The sequence below is a fragment of the Pedobacter jeongneungensis genome, from assembly GCF_039538295.1.
Classification (GTDB): domain Bacteria; phylum Bacteroidota; class Bacteroidia; order Sphingobacteriales; family Sphingobacteriaceae; genus Pedobacter; species Pedobacter jeongneungensis.
The window spans coordinates 312,555-330,013 of sequence record NZ_BAABBY010000007.1 but is presented as its reverse complement, the minus strand read 5'-3'; the positions used below and the strand labels follow the sequence as shown (position 1 = coordinate 330,013).

The following is a 17,459-nucleotide window of genomic DNA, read 5'->3' as shown; positions in this document are numbered from 1 at the left end:
TTAACTGAATAGAGGTTTAAATTTGATTTTTTCTGCGAGTATGGCATTAAAAAGTAGCTCCATATCCAATTTGCTTTCTTCCTGATGGTAGTTCGGCATTACGGCGTTATAGCCAGAGAGGGATGGCTCAGCATAAATAATGCTGTCATCAATTTCCTTTACTTTTTTAAAGGTTAATTTTGCGGTAATTTCTTCTACTGTAGCTTTAAGGGCAATGTCGTTTTCATCAAGCATAATTACCGTGTCGATCAGGTTATCCAGGTCACGCACCTGGTGGGTAGAAATGATGATGCAGCGCTCATCTGTCATTGCAGAAGCCATAATTTTTCTGAACTGTGCTTTAGATGGAATATCCAAACCATTGGTAGGTTCATCCATAATTACCAGTTTTGCCTGTGTGGCCAGTCCGAATGCGATGATTACCTTTTTCTTCTGTCCGTAACTCATATTAATGAGTTTCTGCTCAACCGGAATATCAAATTCTTTGATCAGGTCGGTGAAATAATTATGGTCGAAATTTTTATAAAATGGTGCATTTGCTTTAATGTAGGCATCAATTTTTACAGATGGAAGGTAAAATTCTTCCGGAATAAAACAAATCTGCTCTAAAAGTGCAGGCTGTCGCTTGGCCGGATCGTAACCCATTACGTCTAAAGTTCCGCTCTGTGCATACACCAAACCGGCGAGATTTTTTAATAAGGTTGATTTACCGGCACCGTTTTTTCCGAGCAAACCGTAAATATGACCATTGCTTAAACGCATGCTCATATTTTTAAACAATGGCTTGTGCTTGTTATAGCCAAAGTTAAGATTGTTAATGTTGATCATATCTACTGTATTAGTTAAATAATACACTAAAGTATAATGTATTTTCATTACCTCCAAATTTTTAGTGAAAAAAGTTTTGCGGATGGCGGTTAACGGGTGGCGTTTTCATGCGATTAGTCCAACGCCAATCGCCTTGCGCTGGGCGCTAAGCGCCTGGCTTCGCCACGGAACAGTAAAATATCCGTTTAATAATCGTTGCATTAAAACTTCCTTAATGTGGAGATTGTATGTTTGTAGTATATCGATAAAATATGGATACAAAATGGGCATACCTACTTAGCCGTTTAGCAATAGGTTTAAGTTTTTTCGGACATGGCCTGGTGCGTTTACCGAAACTTGCAGGCTTTAGTCACTGGATGACCGGGCAATTTTCAAAATCTTTTTTGCCTGATGCACTGGTCATCCCTTTCAGCTACATTTTGCCCTTTGCCGAATTTATAGCAGGATTGATGATTATCTTAGGCCTGTTTACCAGACAAGGATTGCTGTTTGCCGGACTGATTTCTTTAGCATTGATTTTTGGAACCACAGTAATTGAGAATTGGGAGGCACTTCCTTCTCAGCTTATCCATGTGGCATTTTTATCGGTTCTAATTGCTTACCTGCCGCATAACAGTTATGCGGTTGATAAACTCATTAAAAAATAATTATGGAATACAGAAAAATTGGAAATTCAGATTTAGAACTGTCGGTAATCACTTTTGGTGCCTGGGCAGCGGGGGGCTGGATGTGGGGAAGCACCGACAGAAATGATGCGATAAGCGCCATTAAAGCAGGCTACGATTTAGGGGTTACTTCAATTGATACGGCACCGATTTACGGACAGGGCGATAGCGAGGAGATTGTGGGCGATGCCATAAAAGGAATTTCGCGGGATAAATTACAGCTGGTAACTAAATTTGGCATGCGCTGGGACCTGGCCAAAGGCGATTTCGGCTTTAAGAGTAAAAACAATGATGGAAAAGAGATCGATATTTATAAATACGCAGGTAAAGAAAGTGTAATTTACGAATGCGAGCAATCTTTAAAACGCCTGGGTACTGATTATATTGACCTTTATCAGATTCACTGGCCAGACGTAACTACGCCCATCAGCGAAACTTTTGAAGCAGTGAGCAGGTTAATTGAGCAGGGCAAAGTACGTTATGCCGGCGTATGCAATTATGATGTAGCGCAATTAAAAGAAGCTGACCAAACTTTAGAAATCGTTTCCAATCAGATCCCGTTCAGCATGGTAAACCGTGGGGTAGAAGAGGCGATTGTTCCTTTTTGCATCGAAAAAAATAAATCAGTTTTGGCTTATAGCCCGATGGAGCGTGGTTTATTAACCGGCAAATTGAAACCTGGCCATCAGTTTGAAGAAGGCGATCACCGCCAGGGAAATAAATTTTTCTCACCAGAAAGTATAGAAAAAACAAATGCATTTTTGGCAAAGATTAAGCCATTGGCTGACGAGAAAAATGCAACTTTGTCTCAATTGGTTTTACGCTGGACGATTGAACGCCCGGGCATTACCATAGCTTTGGTTGGTGCAAGGAATGAAAAACAAGCTGTACAAAATGCAGAAGCCGTAAATGTAAAATTAAGTGCTGAAGAAATTCAGTTGATTAATACCGAATTGAAGAACGCAGGTTTTTAATCTAAATATCAACCACAGAGTACATGGGTTTTTCGCAGAGAAAATCAGCGTACTCTGTGCATTCTTTGTGACCTCTGTGGTTAAAATATAAAAAATATGTCGAAATTATTTTCTCCTTTCACTATAAAGGATGTAACCTTAAAAAATAGAATTGTTATTTCTCCGATGTGCCAGTATTCTGCTGTTGATGGTTTTGCCAACGATTGGCATTTGGTGCATTTAGGAAGCCGTGCGGTAGGCGGTGCCGGTTTAATTATCCAGGAAGCTTCTGCGGTTACCGCTGATGGAAGAATTACTTATGCCGATCTGGGTATCTGGAAAGATGAGCATGTAGAAAAACTGAAACAGATTGTTTCCTTCATTCATGAAAATGGTGCAATTGCCGGGATTCAGCTGGCGCACGCAGGGCGAAAAGCCAGTTGTGAAGTGCCTTGGAATGGTGGTGAACAGATTGCAGATGGCGAAAACAGCTGGAAACCCGTTGGGCCATCGCCAATCCCTTTTAAACAAGGACAGGTTGAACCCCATGAATTAACGATTTCAGAAATTCTGGATATTGTTTTTGCTTTCAGGGCTGCTGCAAAACGCGCTTTGGATGCCGGTTATAAAGTGGTAGAGATACATGCTGCACATGGTTATTTATTGCACGAATTTTTTAGTCCGCTGAGTAATAAACGGAATGATGTTTATGGTGGAAGTTTTGAAAACCGGATCCGTTTAGTAATCGATGTGGTTGAAGCGGTACAATCGGTTTGGCCTGAAAACCTGCCTTTGTTTGTCCGTATTTCGGCAACCGACTGGACAGAAGGTGGCTGGAACGAAAATGATTCGTTGCAATTGGCTGCGGTATTAAAAGATCGCGGAGTAGATTTAATTGATACCTCCTCGGGTGGTAATGTGCCTGATGCCTTTATTCCGGCAGGACCAAATTACCAGGTTCCTTTTGCAGATAAAATCAGGAACGAAATTGGCATTTATACTGGTGCAGTGGGTGTAATCGTTGAGGCGCATCAGGCAGAAGAAATTTTGGAGCAGGAAAAAGCCGATTTAATTTTTATTGCCCGCGAATCGTTGCGTGATGCTTATTTCCCTACGCATGCTGCACAGGTATTGGGTGATGATACAGAATGGCCTAATCAATATGTGAGAGCCAAAAGGGAGACGAGTAAGAAGTAGTTAAGGGCAACAAATATCCTCACCAACCGTCATTTCGAGCGGAGTGCAACACAGCCGAGAAATCTGTCTCGAGATAGATCTCTCCATTTCGCTGCGCTTCAGTCGAGATGACGCTACTCTTTTTTCTCTTTCACCAGTAAAAAACAAAAAACGGAGCAATCATTACTGATCAGCTCCGCTTTTTGCTTTCAAAATATTAATCGTCTTACTTAACCAGAGTAAAAGGAACATACAATCCGAAAGTGATGTTTCTACCGGTATTGTAAACCCCTAAATTAAGGTTTTCCTGATCAAAACGACCTGGTTTAAACCTGCTCAAAGCATCGTAATATTTCTGATTTAACAGGTTATTGGCCGAAACCGATAATTTAACAGGTTGTTTGCCTAAATTAAATGTAGCACCAATGCTTGCGTTTAATAAAGTGTAGCCGCTGGTTGGTGTTTCGAAAACATCATCCACACGGTTTTGTTTAAATGCTGAATTAATCCCCACAGAAAGATAAGCATCATTTGTACCTTTAAGCTTGGGTTCGAAACGCAACTCATTTCTTAATGTTCCGGCAGGAATAAACGAAAGTGGCCTGTTTAACGTATTGTTCTGTGCATGAACGTATCCAAAAGTATTTTCGAAGTGGATAAACGGAACCGGATGGATAGTTAAACTTGCCTCAGCCCCATAAAGGTTTGCATTTACCTGTCCATAACGGTAAACATCGAAAAGTGTACCATCAACAGTTCTTTGCTCGCCATTGTTGGAAGCATAGATGTAATTGTGGATGTAATTGTTATAAATGCTTGCACTTGCACTTATAATTTTTCCTTCGTATTCCAGAGCAGCATCTACCTGGTAACTGCGCTCCGGACTTAAAGCAGAATTCCCGATTTCATATCTGAAAGTACCTTCATGTACACCGTTTGATCCTAATTCTGCCGGATTTGGTGCACGGAAAGCAGAACCCGCATTGGCTTTAAAATTCAGTTCATCATTAAACTGATGTGTAAAACCTAAGGCACCACTTACGTTAGAAAACTTGTTTTTAAAAGGAGCAAAAAGTTCTTCGCCGTCATCAAACAATTGTTTTCCGTTGTTTTTTCTGAAATCGTAGCGTGCACCAATGCTAAAAGTATTGTTCTCCCAATTTTTCTTCGCATAAGCAAAAACGCCTAAACCAAAGGTATCGTAAGCAGGAATTAAAAATTCTGTTCCTTTATTCTGGCTATGTGCATCATCTACACTTAAACCAAAAACCGGCTGCCATCCGTTGGTTTCGTGGATATAATATTTTAAGTCGGCATTATAAGTTTTAAGATCGAAGAATAAAGCCGGGTCTGGTCCATCCAGTTCGCGGCGCTGGTTCTGCTGATAACCAAAATCTGCCTTTAAATTGCCATTGCCCAAAATAAAATTGTTGTTTAACGCAATTTTAAAGTGCCTGATATCCTGACGCGGATACTCTAACGTACGGTTTTTATAATCATCATTGGTAAATGCGCTACCATCTTCTTTTACAAAATTTCCGTTATCATCTAAAGTTGGCTCGTAAAAACCAATGTTATTGCGGAAACTTGAAACGTTTAGGTGCGTGTAACCCCAGCTTTTATTTAAGCCTACCATACCGCTTAAATCGGTTTCGTTAAAACCTGAATTAGGGAAATATCCGGTAGGTGTTTTAAAAGAATAAGCACTTTTATAAGTTCCGCGGGCCCTCCAAACGAAACCGTTTTCGTTACCGTTTAACATCAAAGAGTTTGCGGTAAGGCCATTGTTGGTAGAGTAATTGGTAATAAATTCGCCTTTTACCTGGCCTTCTGGTGCCGAACTAGGCTCTAATAAGTTAATTACACCACCTAACGCGTCAGAACCATACATTAATGAAGCTGCACCACGTAAAACCTCGATGCGGTCTGATTTAAACTGGTCGATTTCGATTCCGTGTTCATCGCCCCATTGCTGGCCTTGCTGTTTAATTCCATCATCTAAGGTTACGATCCTGTTGTAGCCTAAACCTCTGATAACGGGTTTGGAAATAGATGGTCCGGTGGTAATCTGCGAAACACCTGGGATTTTGGTTAATGCATCAATTAAGTTGGTTGAGGGTTGCAAAAGCTGATCTTTGCCTACCACTGCCGATGAGGCGCTGTTTCTTTTGCTGGTGCTGCTGATCAAACTTCCGGTAATTACAATTTCCTTTGTTTCGATTGCCGTGGGCTGTAAAGTGAACTCTAAACCAGCTTCACTGGCAAAATTAACTACTTGTGTAGCAGTTTTATAGCCTACGTAATGTACCTCTACCAGGTAACTTCCTTTTGAAGGAAGGTTGTTTAATATAAATTCTCCATCGTTATTGGTTACGGCCGAAACCTTTAAATCCGGAATAAAAATGGTGGCGCCTGGCAATGTTTGTTTAGTGCTGGCATCAATAACCTTACCTTTTATGTTTTTTAAAGCCGCAGCAAAAACAGTGCTGCTTAAAATTGTATATAGAATTACCAGGCCGATAAGCTGTAATTTTTTCATGTGTTGGATATAAATAAAAATGATTCAAAAAACCAATAAATAGCCTGTTTTGAAGCTGTTTTAGGTTTCATGTAATAAATGGATTTAGCGCTTTGCGCTCGAAATGAAAAAATTAAGCCAAAGGGGGACCGCGTAAGCAGGTGCGCTTTATTTCGGTAAAGGCATTCTTTAACGTAGGTTCGGTACGGTTAAAAATTTTTGCGGATAAAAAGATCCTGTAAATGTGGTGCGTTTGCACATAGTTTTTTTCAAAACTTGCATTACAGATTAAACAGGTTTCGCCGTGTGCCTGTACATGGCTTACATGTTTACAATGTGCTTCTTTAGGCACAACAGGAACGGCATTGTGGTGGTGAAGAACACTCCACGGAGTTAAAGCAATAGCAAACACCATCAGCATAAATGCCGATAAATATTTCTGGATGTTTTGTCTATGCTTTTTCAACAGGCCAAAAGTAGTAATTCCTGAGCAATTATATATATTTGAAAAGTAACATTGCTTTTATAGTGCTATGACCTGCGATTTTATCAATGGTTTAATCCCTTTGAACTGACAGCTAATGAAATTTATAAGGAAAAATATATTTAATGCTTTATTTGTCATGCTCCTGTTGGTCATTGTTTTTGTGCCTGATGCAAAAGCATTTTTTATTAAAGGATTAATGAAAATCGGTTTTTATAAGCCAGATATTGAAGCACCAAAAGAAGATGTCGCAGACCTTAACGGTATCCGGTTTAAAGACGCCAAAGGTAATCTGGTTGATCTGGGCGATTTAAAAGGTAAAGTTATTTTTCTGAACTTTTGGGCAACCTGGTGCCCGCCATGCAGGGCCGAAATGCCTTCTATCAATAAGTTATATTCCCAGTTCAAAGATGATAAAGATATTGTATTCATTTTTGCCGACGCCGATGGTGATTTTCCAAAATCGACCGAATTTATGGCCGACCGCAAGTATGGAATGCCGGTTTATAAAGTAGAAAGCGATATTCCCGAAAAAGTATTCTCCGGTGCATTGCCTACCACGGTTATTTTCGATAAACAGGGCAGGCTGTCTTTCAGGCACGAAGGTGTAGCCAATTATGCCGATCAAAAGATTATTGATTTTCTTAATAAACTGAAAAGTAGCCGTTAATTTATATCAGCCATAAAACTTTCCAAATTAATTTTTGATGATGAAATGATATTTCTATTTGCAATATATGTAGTTAACTACATATATTTGTTGCATAATATTTAGCGATGCAAAAAGACTTTAAAATTGAAAGGTTAAATAATCAATTCTGCGAATCGGTTATCGGGTTAATTCTGCCCATCCAGCAAATAGAATTTAATGTAGATATCGATCTGGCTGCACAACCCGATCTGTTGGATATCGAAAAACACTACGATGGTTCGGGAGGTGCATTCTGGGGTGCTAAACTAAATGGCGAACTTATTGGTACCATTGCCTTAATTGCGCAACCCGGGCACCATGCCGGAGCAATCAGAAAGATGTTTGTTAAAAAGGAATTTCGTGGGAAAGAGTTAGGCGTGGCGCAGGCTTTATTAAAAACCCTTTTAGCTTATTGCGAAGATAACAAACTGAATGGAGTATATTTGGGTACCAAGGATATATTGGAAGCTGCCTGCCGCTTTTACGAGCGTAATGGGTTTAAACAAGTTGCAATGGAAAATTTGCCGGTTTATTTTCCCCGCATGGCAGTTGATAATGTTTTTTATAGCCTGGATTTAAAATCTGTTTAATGGAACAAAATGTAATTGATGCTTCTGGTTTACTGGCCATTTCTACACGTTTACAACGGCTCAGCGACCAGATCCGCAGAGATGGGCTGTTGATTTATAAAGCATTCGGGATCGATTTTCAGCCCAAATGGTTCCCGGTGCTTTACACGTTATATCAAAAATCAACCATGAGTGTAGTTTCCCTCTCAGAAGAAATCGGTTATGCCCATCCTTCCACCATCAGTTTGTTAAAAGAACTGGAGAAGGAGAAACTGATCCGTTCTAAAAAGGATAAGGTAGATACACGTAAGCGTCTGGTTGAACTTACCGAAAAAGGCAAAATGCTTTTATCAACCATGGAACCCGTTTGGGAAGTGATCATTAAAGCTACTGCAGAAATTACAAACACCGAAAATAACCTGATGAAGGCCATAAATGAAGTAGAAGCAACTTTACAGGAGAAAAGCTTTTTACAAAGGGCCGAGGTTTACATGAATAAATGACAGAATGAGCCATTGATTGAATGATTGAATGAATGAATTTTGAATGAGGTTAACCAATCATTTTGCTATTTTTGCTTCCATGATTTCATTTTTCGAGGCTTCGCTTAAGCAACTTTCCATTCACCATACGGGTAATAAACTGGTTGAAGAGTATTATAAATTATCTGATGCCCCTTTAAAAATTGAGGATGAACTGCTGGGAAACCTGTTAATGCAGTATTTCTTAAAGCCTTTTGAAAAAGTAAATGAAGTGTACCGTTTTTTTCATCCCAATGATAATTTACAGCTAAACGAAGTATTCCACTTTGCGCATGAGATTTTTGAGAACAATGCGCTTTTTCACGAAGACTCGCAGCAACTGGCCAAATATTTATATGATGTGGCCAACCATCCTAAAATTAAATCAGGCGAACTATATGTAGCTTATTTCGAAAAAGTGCAGATTGAAGGCGAGCAGCTGGATGTGCTGGGCATTTTCAAATCGGAAACGAAAGATACTTACTTAAAGGTTTATCCTGAGCTGGACGGTTTTAACATGAGCTATGAGCAGGAAGCCATCAGCATTAATAAACTGGATAAAGGCTGTTTGATTTTTAATGTTGATAAAGAAGAAGGTTACAAGGTAGTGGTGCTTGATCAATCGAAAAGCAGTAACGATTCTGCCGTTTACTGGAAGGATGAGTTTCTAAAGCTGAAAATCAGAAATGATAGTTATAACCAAACCAATAATGTTTTGGGGGTTTATAAAAACTTCGTCACACAGAAACTGGATGATGATTACGAAATCAGCAAAGCGGATAAAATTGATCTCCTGAACCGGTCGATGAAATATTTTAAAGAGAAAGAAACTTTTGATATTGAAGAATTTGGAAATGAAGTAATCGGTAATGCCGAAGGGATAGAATCGTTTAAAAACTATAAGAAAAATTACGAAGAGGAGTTTGAAAGCCCCATTGCCGATCATTTTGAAATCGCCGAATCTGCGGTTAAAAAACAGGCACGTGCTTATAAAAGTGTGCTAAAACTAGATAAAAACTTCCACATTTATATCCACGGCAATAAAGATATGATTGAGAAAGGCTACGACGATGATAAATCGATGAACTTTTATAAGGTATATTTTAGGGAAGAGGAATAGGTTTTTAGTCTTGAGTCCTAAGTCGTGAGTCTCTGGACCATAGTTGACTTTAGACTAAGGACTCACGACTTAAGACTGTGCACTAAATCCGCTGCTGTGCCTTTAATGCAAGATACTGATTGATCACATTAACGGTAAGCTTTTGTGGCGGCGTAAGGATGGCCAGGATGCCGTGTTTGTTCAACTCCTTAACCATGAGTTTTTTCTCATAGATAAACTTTTCAGCAATGGTTTTATGGTAAATGCCTTCTACATCTTTAGCCGGATCGGTGCTTAAGCTTTTTAGTTCTGTATTTTCGAAAAATACCACAACCAATAAATGGTATTTGGCAATTCTTTTAAGGTAAGGTAGCTGACGTTGAAGTGCCGATAAACTTTCGAAATTGGTAAAGAAAACCAAAAGCCCCCGTTGTTTCACCACCGAACGGACAGTAGAATATAACGCCTCTAAATTACTTTCAAGATACCGGGTTTTTTCTTTGTACAGTACATTCATAATACTACCCAATTGCGAAGCTTTGCGATCTGCAGGTACAATAGCCCCTATAGTTTCAGATAGCGTAATTAACCCTGCTTTATCTTCTTTCAGCATGGCTACTTTAGAAAGTGCTACGCTAGCATTAATAGCATAATCGAGCAAACTTAAACCTTCAAAAGGCATGCGCATTACCCGTGATTTATCAATAATGCAATAAATATTCTGCGATTTTTCGTCCGTATAGGTATTTACCATTAAACCACCTTTTCGGGCTGTGGCTTTCCAGTTAATGGTACGGATATCGTCGCCACCCACATAATTTTTAATCTGGTCGAATTCACTGCTTTGTCCAACTTTTCTGATTTTTTTAATTCCGAATTCAGTTAAATAGCGCGAAACGGCCATCAGTTCGTACTGACCAAGATTAATAAATGAAGGATAAACAGGCAGCACTTTGGCTCCATCGAAATTATAGCGCCGGCTGATTAAACCCAATGGCGAACTGATATAAGTGCGGATAAATCCGAAGTCATATTCACCACGTTTGGTTGGGCGTAAGTTATAATGAATTGATTTTATCTCAGCCGGTTTTAAATGAAGCCTGAAATCTTTATCGCGGATTTGAAACTGGAAAGGCACTTCATCAATTACCCTTGCATTTATACCGAAACCATAACGGTTTTTAATTTCAATCTGGATCGGGTTTTCATCTCCGTTGCTCAATCGTTTCGAAGTAAATCTGTTAACTTCAATCCCATTGGTATTCCTGTACAGGATAAAAAGATCGATACAAAACAAAACGAACACAGCGCCAGTAGCAATTTCGGGGATATCGCTCAGCCAGGCAAAAAAGAATTTCAACAAGAAAAGCACAATACAAAGCCCTAAAGCCGTAAATAAACGGTCGGTTAAGAACAGATTGGTATAATATTGCTGAAAGAATTTTTTCAATGTTGTTTAATCGGTTAATTGTTTACCCTTCGACTCCGCTCAGGGTGACTCTCGTTAATGAAGACTAAGGACTACAGGCTCAAGACTGTGAACTTACCTTGGTACTTCTATTTTTTTAATAATCTGGGCTACAATATCACTTGTGGTTAACCCTTCCATTTCTTTTTCCGGCGATAACAGTATCCTGTGGGCCAATACAGGTGTTGCAACAGCGATAATATCTTCCGGTGTCACAAAATCACGGTCCTGGATGGCGGCGAAAGCTTTTGCGCTGTGTACAATGGCTAAAGATGCCCTTGGTGAGGCACCTAAATAAAGCGAAGAATTATTACGGGTTTCGGTTACGATTTTGGCAATAAATTCCAATAATTTCGGTTCAACAAATAAATTACGGATAATGGCCCTGGCTTCCTGTATCTGTTTTACCGATAATACGGGCTTTACCTCGCTTAACAGCGTTTTGTTTACCAAAGTATGTTGTGCCATTAAAATGGCAGTTTCTTCTTCCAGCGAAGGGTATTTAACTTCGATTTTGAAAAGAAAACGGTCTAACTGGGCTTCAGGCAAGCGGTAAGTTCCTTCCTGTTCAATCGGGTTTTGGGTAGCCAGTACCATAAAAGGTTCATCCATCATATAGGTTTGCCCATCTATGGTTACCTGGCGTTCTTCCATTACCTCAAAAAGCGCAGATTGGGTTTTCGCAGGAGCGCGGTTAATCTCATCAACCAAAATAATATTGCCAAAAATTGGTCCCTTTCTAAATTCAAAATCTCCGGTTTTGGTATTGAAAATTGGCGTTCCCAAAACATCCGAAGGCATTAAATCGGGGGTAAACTGCACCCTCGAAAACTGTGCATCAATTGATTTGGCCAGTAATTTGGCACTTAGCGTTTTAGCAACACCCGGAACGCCTTCAATTAAGATGTGTCCATCGGCAAGTAAACCAACAATTAAAAAATCAATCACCTGTTTTTGGCCTACTATGATGTTTCCAAGTACGGTTCTGATCTGATTAACAGCCGCATTTAATGCACTTAAATCGGTACGTGGGTTAAACTGTTCTTGTTCCATTGCTTTGCGTAATTTTATAAAACTGTTCTATGCTTTCGTTTAAATTGATCAATTGTGTGTCGTTCAGATTGCCCATTTTAGGCGTTTCGATAAAATACCTGGTTAATGTTTTGGCCAGAGCTTCGTTAATCCCTGTTTTTTCCATTAACAATTGGGCAAATCTGTTGTCGATCTCGTTGGTTTTAAGGTAATACCTGCTCCGTAAGTACTCCATAAAATAGTTGATCTTTTTTAAGGCAATATCGAGGTTGTTCCGCTCATGGTAGTACACACTGCCTACCACGTTAACAAAAGCCAGCGAGGTGTTGGTAAGCGGATCGGCAATGGGAATAATCCGCTGCCTGCGTTTAATATCGTAGAGTACGAAAATAATCAAACTGAAAATACTCAGGTAATAAGCAAATTTAAGTTCTGGGTGTTTAAAAAATACCCTGAGCATGTCGGTTGTGGTGTTTTCTTGTCCGGCAAAATAATCATCAAAAATAACCCGGGTGTTTCCCTGCAGGTAGCTCAGGGTTTTGGCGGCGTATTCTGCCCCGTATTTATCCAACAGGTTAAAATTGGTGTAAAATCCCGGCTCTGCAATCAGGTAGAGATTTCCTTTTCCATAATTGTAACGGATAAAGTTGGGTTTCCCGTTCCCGTTTACACCAAGTACAGTAGCCTTGCTGGTATCAATCTTACTATAATACTGACTGCCAATCCCTCGGTCGAAACCATAATTTGCATCAGTTTTTAAGTTTGGGTTGGTAAAGTTTAGCGTGCTGCCTTCGGCCGACATGGCGCTGACCGCCTGCAGTTTAAGGTTTTTTTCTATTTTGCCCAGGTCGTAACTGGCAATAAAAGCATCATTACCGGCCTGCATATATTTAACCAGCTGATTGAAATCTGTTTTGCTGATCTCTGCTTTTTGGGCAATAATTAAATATGCCGTTTTATTAAAATTTTTAGCCTTTAAAGTGTTGTAAATGGCTGCTTTAGATTGCTGAATATTTGCTTTGGGTAAAATATCTTTTATCCTATGATACAAAATGTATGTTCCATATGGGATTTTATCTTTTACGGCATAGGTTGGTGACCAGTTTGTGGGTGTAGGCTTATTGTACTGCGCCACTAAATAAAGGAGGATCAGGATTGAGCCAATAATCAGATATATTTTATAACCTCTCATTTAATCTGGCTGTTAAACTGGTTAAACGATTGGTTAATGGGCTCAAATTTTACTTCATCAACAGGGAAATCGCCATACCAGATGTAATCGAACTGTAGGGTAAGCTTGCTGAAATCGTTTCTGAGTTCAGGCTTATCAATTTCCATTAAATAATTATAATTGGTTTTATCGGGCTGCCAGTTGATGATTTCGGCGTCACTCAGTTGTTTTAGTGCCCTTAAATATAACAGCCTCACAGCCAGACGGAATTTTCTTTCGGCAACCAATCTTTGCAGTTCCTGCTCATAATTAATCTCATGGATGTTTTCGGTAATCACATCATAGGGAAGAATGGTTTCTTTTGATTTTTTTCTGAATATGTTTTCCGTACCAATTGTTTTGATCACGATGTATAAGATCAGTGCTACGCCAAGTCCGATAAAAATATACCTCGAAATTAAATTAGAAGTTGCTCCCTGAATCAATGAGCCAATTAAGCTCCAAAACCACCTCCAGAATTTGTCCCACCATGACAGCTGCTGCTGGCCGATTTCGTCATATTGAAATTCTTTCTGCTCTTTATAACTGCTGATGGAATCCTTATCAAATTTTGACGGCGTAATTTTAGCGCTGTCAATCCTGATTTCTTTAATAACAGGTTTGGATTTAACCGCCTGTGCATTACTAATTACCGGAATAAAAAACAGGAGGTAAACAAGAAGATATCGGATAAAAACACGCTGCATTTTAATATTCTTCAGGTCTGGTATCTATCGGTTTTTCGGTGTTGCCAAAATTAGAAATGCGCTCCATTAATCCCGGATTTTCTTTCTGCTCCACCAAGCTAAAATAAGACAGCGAAATGGTGATGATCGGTATAATGGTGAAAACCTGGCAAATGGACTGTAAAACGGTAGTAATCATCGTTAACGTTAACGACATACGAGGCGTTTTATGCGTAAACATGCCCACCATATTAAATAAAGTAGTAGGTAAAACCACCATACTCATGCAGGCGTACACAATAATCCATACGATGATTAAGGTACCAAAGGTAACCCAGAAATTATCTTTAATAACTGCAAAACTCCTCGTAAATGAATAGCCAAGCGAGCCATTTTCGATTACCATAATCGGGAAAATCATGGCTACGTAAGGAAATAGCCAAAAGAAAGGTACAACACAAAAGAAAAAGGATATAATCAGCATCAGGATTAACAGGAGCGAGCTGCCGAAAACCCTAAAAAAATAATGTTTAAAATATCCCCAAACTTCGTCGGTAGTGGGCGTTTCGTTCCCTTTCTGAACGTAAACAGCAATGTACGAAAGTACGGCCACACTCATACTGGCATAAGTGGCCAGCGAAAATAAAATAGATAAAAAATATTCTAAGTTATAGATTGATGAAAGCCCAAATTTGTTCGGGTTACCTTCAACACCAATGGTATTGAAGAGATTCACCATTTTATATTGTTGCAACAACATGGTGAGCATGCTGGCCACCACAAACAAACCGCAAAACATAAAATATACCTTAATGAGCGGTTTAAAATTTTGCCGCATAAAGGTAAACGTATCGTTTATCACCTGTCCGAAATCTCTTTTTTTTCTAAACTCTAATTTCCCGATCATGTTAATTTAGTGTAGGTTGTTTATGGTGAACTTTAATGGGATAAATAAATACATACCAGGTTATAAAGGCTGCAGATGATAGTAAAATCGATATGCTTAGCCATAATGGCATTTCGGTGTGGCGGGTAACAAAACTTTCAAAAAAGGCTGCTACAATAAAAATCGGGATCAGGCCGATTACGATTTTTAATCCGTCTTTTGCCCCCTTGAGCACTGATGCCATGCGGGTATAGGTTTTGGGAAATAAAAAGCTGTTGCCTAAAATTAAACCTGCGGCCCCGGCCAGTACAATAGCCGAAATTTCGAGCGTTCCGTGGATCCAGATCACCAGGACAGATTGAAAACCTAAACCTTTGCTAAAAAAGAAATATTGGAACGAACCAAGCATAATCCCGTTTCTGAATAAGGAAACGATAGAGCCAAATGAGAATAAAATGCCCAAAACAAAAGTATATAAGGCTACAAAAATGTTGTTTGAGCCTATCTGCAAAAACATGATGAATGGATTATCCTGTTTGTACACTCCAAAAGGATCGCCTTTGGCAATATTCTCATTAGTCATGTTTACATAACCATCTCCCATAATTAAGCGTACAAAAGTATCGTCGTATTTGGCAGATAAAGCGCCGATGGCACACGAAATCAGGAAAAAAAACAACGCGTAAAATACCTGTTTCCGGTGCTGTAAAAATATTAAGGGTAATTCCGTTTGCCAGAAGTGGATAAAACGGTTCGATTTCTCTTTTTTGTTTTTATAAACCGATTGGTGCAGTTTAGCCGCTAGGCCGTTTAAATAAGCTGTGGTTTTCGAATTGGGGTAAAAGGTTTTTGAATAAGCAAGATCGTTGGTGATTTCGATAAACTGGTTGGCTACCTCATCGGGATTAGCCTGTTGCATGGAATCGTAATGTTGCCACTTTTCCGAATGCTGTTTAACAAATAATGCTTCTCTCATTTAAAGGCCTTACCAAATCTGGCGTTAAAATAGTTAATTTTTTATGGAAATAAAATCCCGGTTAATTCTGTCTCTAAAACAAATATACACAGATGGGGCATCTAAAATGAAAAATATAAGAAAACATGAGTTGGAAAAAATTACTGATTTGTATGCCTCAATTATCTTTAAAAAAATTATGTTTGAATATGGATAGCATCAGAATTAGCACTGCTCAGAATATTGATATTGATTACGAAATTGCCGGATTAGGTGAACGCATTGCCGCGAGGTGTATTGACCTTGCTGGATTTGCTTTAATTGCTGTGGTTGCACTTGTTGTGATGGGCGCTGTATCAATAGGGATATCAGGAGGTGCAGGTATGGTTGTCTTATTTGTTTTTATAGCCATATTTGCTTTTTATGATCTGATTTGCGAAATCACCATGGATGGACAAACGTTTGGGAAAAAGGTGTTCAAAATCAAGGTAATCAGTATCGATGGCACACAGCCCACTTTCGGTCAGTATATTTTCAGGTGGCTGTTCAGGATGATCGATTTTGGCTTTCCTTTTGGATGGGGTGTAGTGGCACTGGTTTCTGTAGCCATAACCAAAAACCACCAGCGTTTGGGCGATATACTCGCTAAAACCACATTAATTAAAACAAAACCCCGTACCGAATTTACCAATGTAGCTTTTAGCTTTAAATTACCCGAAGAATATGAACCAAAATTTAAGGAGGTTTTACATTTGAACGACCGGGATATAGAACTGATTCACGAAGTGCTTACAGGCTATTATCAAACCGGAAATGCAGATTTAATTTATGCAATGGCGGCTAAAACCAAAGAACATATTTTGGTTGCCATACCGGACGGAATGAATGAGTTACAGTTTTTAGAAACCGTTTTAAAAGATTACAATTACTTAACGGCCAGCATGAGTGTTTAAGCTGCAAGATAGCTGAAAGGGGTATAAGGTAAATTTCTGGCAATCCAGAATATAATCACAATAACAAAGATTATTTTTGGCGTATTGGGGTTATACCAAAAACGCAGCACCATATTCTGGTTAGTGAAGTAAGCATATATTTTAGAAAACAGTTGTACGGCGAGTAATGGGAGGCTGAGTACAAGCAGCAGGTTGTATCCCATTGCTTTCTGCACATTTAGATGAAGCAATGCGTGTATAGCTCTTTGTGAGCCACAGCCGGGGCAATCTAAGTGGAAATATTTGTGGAAGGGACACTCGGGAAAGAAATTGTACACCTCAGGATTGAATTTATAATAAATTATCACAAGTGATAACACTACAATCGATCCTAAGATGTACAGTAGTTTCATTATCTGTAATTACCCATCATGGCACCGCCAAAACCAAGTACTACGAAGAACAATATGTATAAAACATAAACACCGATTCCTATAAAAAATCCGATTTTTGTCCATTTTGCAGCAGCGGCAGATGCAGCCTGAGCTCCGGCATAATCGCCTGCAGCATATTTGCTATTCACATTTGCAGCATTTACAATGCCAGCTATTCCAAATGGTAAGCAGCAGAATAAGGTAACAAGGATCGATTCTACCAGCCAGTTTTTTGGGGCAGGATTTCCGAATGGTTGTTGTCCGAAAGGCTGTTGTCCAAATGGCGGTTGTCCGAAAGGTGCTTGTTCTTGGGGTTTTTGATCTTCCATAGTATCAATTTTAAGATTACTTA

19 protein-coding genes are annotated in these 17,459 nt (G+C 39.2%); 8 read left to right on the top strand and 11 right to left on the bottom strand.

What is annotated here, in order from left to right:
- Positions 1–876 carry an ABC transporter ATP-binding protein gene (locus ABD769_RS15655; RefSeq protein ID WP_344852336.1) on the bottom strand — a complete coding sequence of 292 codons (876 nt, stop codon included), beginning with the start codon at positions 874–876 and terminating at the stop codon, positions 1–3.
- Positions 877–1,079: 203 nt separating this feature from the next.
- On the opposite strand from ABD769_RS15655, the gene ABD769_RS15650 reads away from it, so the two are divergent.
- From ABD769_RS15650 to ABD769_RS15640, 3 genes are all read left to right on the top strand, one after another.
- Positions 1,080–1,475 (top strand): DoxX family protein, encoded by a 396-nt coding sequence (locus ABD769_RS15650; RefSeq protein WP_344852335.1) that lies wholly within the window; start codon positions 1,080–1,082, stop codon positions 1,473–1,475.
- Between the two features lie 2 nt (positions 1,476–1,477).
- Entirely contained in the window at positions 1,478–2,467 is a 990-nt protein-coding gene (locus ABD769_RS15645) for an aldo/keto reductase (RefSeq protein ID WP_344852334.1), read from the top strand.
- Positions 2,468–2,563: 96 nt separating this feature from the next.
- The gene (locus tag ABD769_RS15640; protein ID WP_344852333.1) at positions 2,564–3,643 is read left to right on the top strand and encodes an NADH:flavin oxidoreductase/NADH oxidase; all 1,080 of its coding nucleotides are present in this window, start codon (positions 2,564–2,566) and stop codon (positions 3,641–3,643) included.
- 205 nt (positions 3,644–3,848) lie between these two features.
- Here the strand turns inward: ABD769_RS15640 and ABD769_RS15635 are convergent, their stop codons facing one another.
- Together ABD769_RS15635 and ABD769_RS15630 are read right to left on the bottom strand one after the other, a co-directional pair.
- Positions 3,849–6,161 (bottom strand): TonB-dependent receptor, encoded by a 2,313-nt coding sequence (locus ABD769_RS15635; RefSeq protein WP_344852332.1) that lies wholly within the window; start codon positions 6,159–6,161, stop codon positions 3,849–3,851.
- 112 nt (positions 6,162–6,273) lie between these two features.
- Positions 6,274–6,606 (bottom strand): hypothetical protein, encoded by a 333-nt coding sequence (locus tag ABD769_RS15630; RefSeq protein WP_344852331.1) that lies wholly within the window; start codon positions 6,604–6,606, stop codon positions 6,274–6,276.
- Between the two features lie 115 nt (positions 6,607–6,721).
- On the opposite strand from ABD769_RS15630, the gene ABD769_RS15625 reads away from it, so the two are divergent.
- From ABD769_RS15625 to ABD769_RS15610, 4 genes are all read left to right on the top strand, one after another.
- Positions 6,722–7,294 (top strand): TlpA family protein disulfide reductase, encoded by a 573-nt coding sequence (locus tag ABD769_RS15625; RefSeq protein WP_344852330.1) that lies wholly within the window; start codon positions 6,722–6,724, stop codon positions 7,292–7,294.
- A 107-nt stretch (positions 7,295–7,401) separates the two neighbouring features.
- Complete coding sequence (locus tag ABD769_RS15620; protein WP_344852329.1) at positions 7,402–7,905, top strand: GNAT family N-acetyltransferase; 504 nt, start codon at positions 7,402–7,404, stop codon at positions 7,903–7,905.
- Positions 7,905–8,387 carry a MarR family transcriptional regulator gene (locus ABD769_RS15615; RefSeq protein ID WP_344852328.1) on the top strand — a complete coding sequence of 161 codons (483 nt, stop codon included), beginning with the start codon at positions 7,905–7,907 and terminating at the stop codon, positions 8,385–8,387. Before ABD769_RS15620 ends, ABD769_RS15615 begins: the two co-directional genes overlap by 1 nt.
- Before the next feature lie 79 nt (positions 8,388–8,466).
- Positions 8,467–9,525 (top strand): nucleoid-associated protein, encoded by a 1,059-nt coding sequence (locus tag ABD769_RS15610; RefSeq protein ID WP_344852327.1) that lies wholly within the window; start codon positions 8,467–8,469, stop codon positions 9,523–9,525.
- An 82-nt stretch (positions 9,526–9,607) separates the two neighbouring features.
- Here ABD769_RS15610 and ABD769_RS15605 read toward each other — a convergent pair whose 3' ends face one another.
- The 6 genes from ABD769_RS15605 to ABD769_RS15580 form a co-directional block, all read right to left on the bottom strand.
- Complete coding sequence (locus tag ABD769_RS15605) at positions 9,608–10,954, bottom strand: DUF58 domain-containing protein (RefSeq protein ID WP_344852326.1); 1,347 nt, start codon at positions 10,952–10,954, stop codon at positions 9,608–9,610.
- Between the two features lie 93 nt (positions 10,955–11,047).
- Entirely contained in the window at positions 11,048–12,025 is a 978-nt protein-coding gene (locus tag ABD769_RS15600) for an AAA family ATPase (protein ID WP_344852325.1), read from the bottom strand.
- Positions 12,006–13,196 carry a DUF4350 domain-containing protein gene (locus ABD769_RS15595; RefSeq protein WP_344852324.1) on the bottom strand — a complete coding sequence of 397 codons (1,191 nt, stop codon included), beginning with the start codon at positions 13,194–13,196 and terminating at the stop codon, positions 12,006–12,008. The genes ABD769_RS15600 and ABD769_RS15595 overlap by 20 nt, the downstream gene beginning before the upstream one ends.
- A complete protein-coding gene (locus ABD769_RS15590) occupies positions 13,193–13,921 on the bottom strand; it encodes a DUF4129 domain-containing protein (RefSeq protein WP_344852323.1) in 729 nt (242 codons plus the stop codon). The genes ABD769_RS15595 and ABD769_RS15590 overlap by 4 nt, the downstream gene beginning before the upstream one ends.
- A gap of 1 nt (position 13,922) precedes the next feature.
- Complete coding sequence (locus ABD769_RS15585; protein ID WP_344852322.1) at positions 13,923–14,807, bottom strand: hypothetical protein; 885 nt, start codon at positions 14,805–14,807, stop codon at positions 13,923–13,925.
- Position 14,808: 1 nt separating this feature from the next.
- A complete protein-coding gene (locus ABD769_RS15580) occupies positions 14,809–15,762 on the bottom strand; it encodes a stage II sporulation protein M (RefSeq protein WP_344852321.1) in 954 nt (317 codons plus the stop codon).
- Positions 15,763–15,950: 188 nt separating this feature from the next.
- Between ABD769_RS15580 and ABD769_RS15575 the strand changes: the two genes are divergently transcribed.
- Positions 15,951–16,694, top strand: coding sequence for an RDD family protein (locus tag ABD769_RS15575; RefSeq protein ID WP_344852320.1), 744 nt, complete (start codon positions 15,951–15,953; stop codon positions 16,692–16,694).
- Here the strand turns inward: ABD769_RS15575 and ABD769_RS15570 are convergent.
- Together ABD769_RS15570 and ABD769_RS15565 are read right to left on the bottom strand one after the other, a co-directional pair.
- Positions 16,691–17,086 (bottom strand): DUF2752 domain-containing protein, encoded by a 396-nt coding sequence (locus ABD769_RS15570; RefSeq protein WP_344852319.1) that lies wholly within the window; start codon positions 17,084–17,086, stop codon positions 16,691–16,693. The genes ABD769_RS15575 and ABD769_RS15570 overlap by 4 nt on opposite strands.
- Positions 17,086–17,436 (bottom strand): CD225/dispanin family protein, encoded by a 351-nt coding sequence (locus tag ABD769_RS15565; protein ID WP_344852318.1) that lies wholly within the window; start codon positions 17,434–17,436, stop codon positions 17,086–17,088. The genes ABD769_RS15570 and ABD769_RS15565 overlap by 1 nt, the downstream gene beginning before the upstream one ends.
- Positions 17,437–17,459 lie beyond the last annotated feature (23 nt).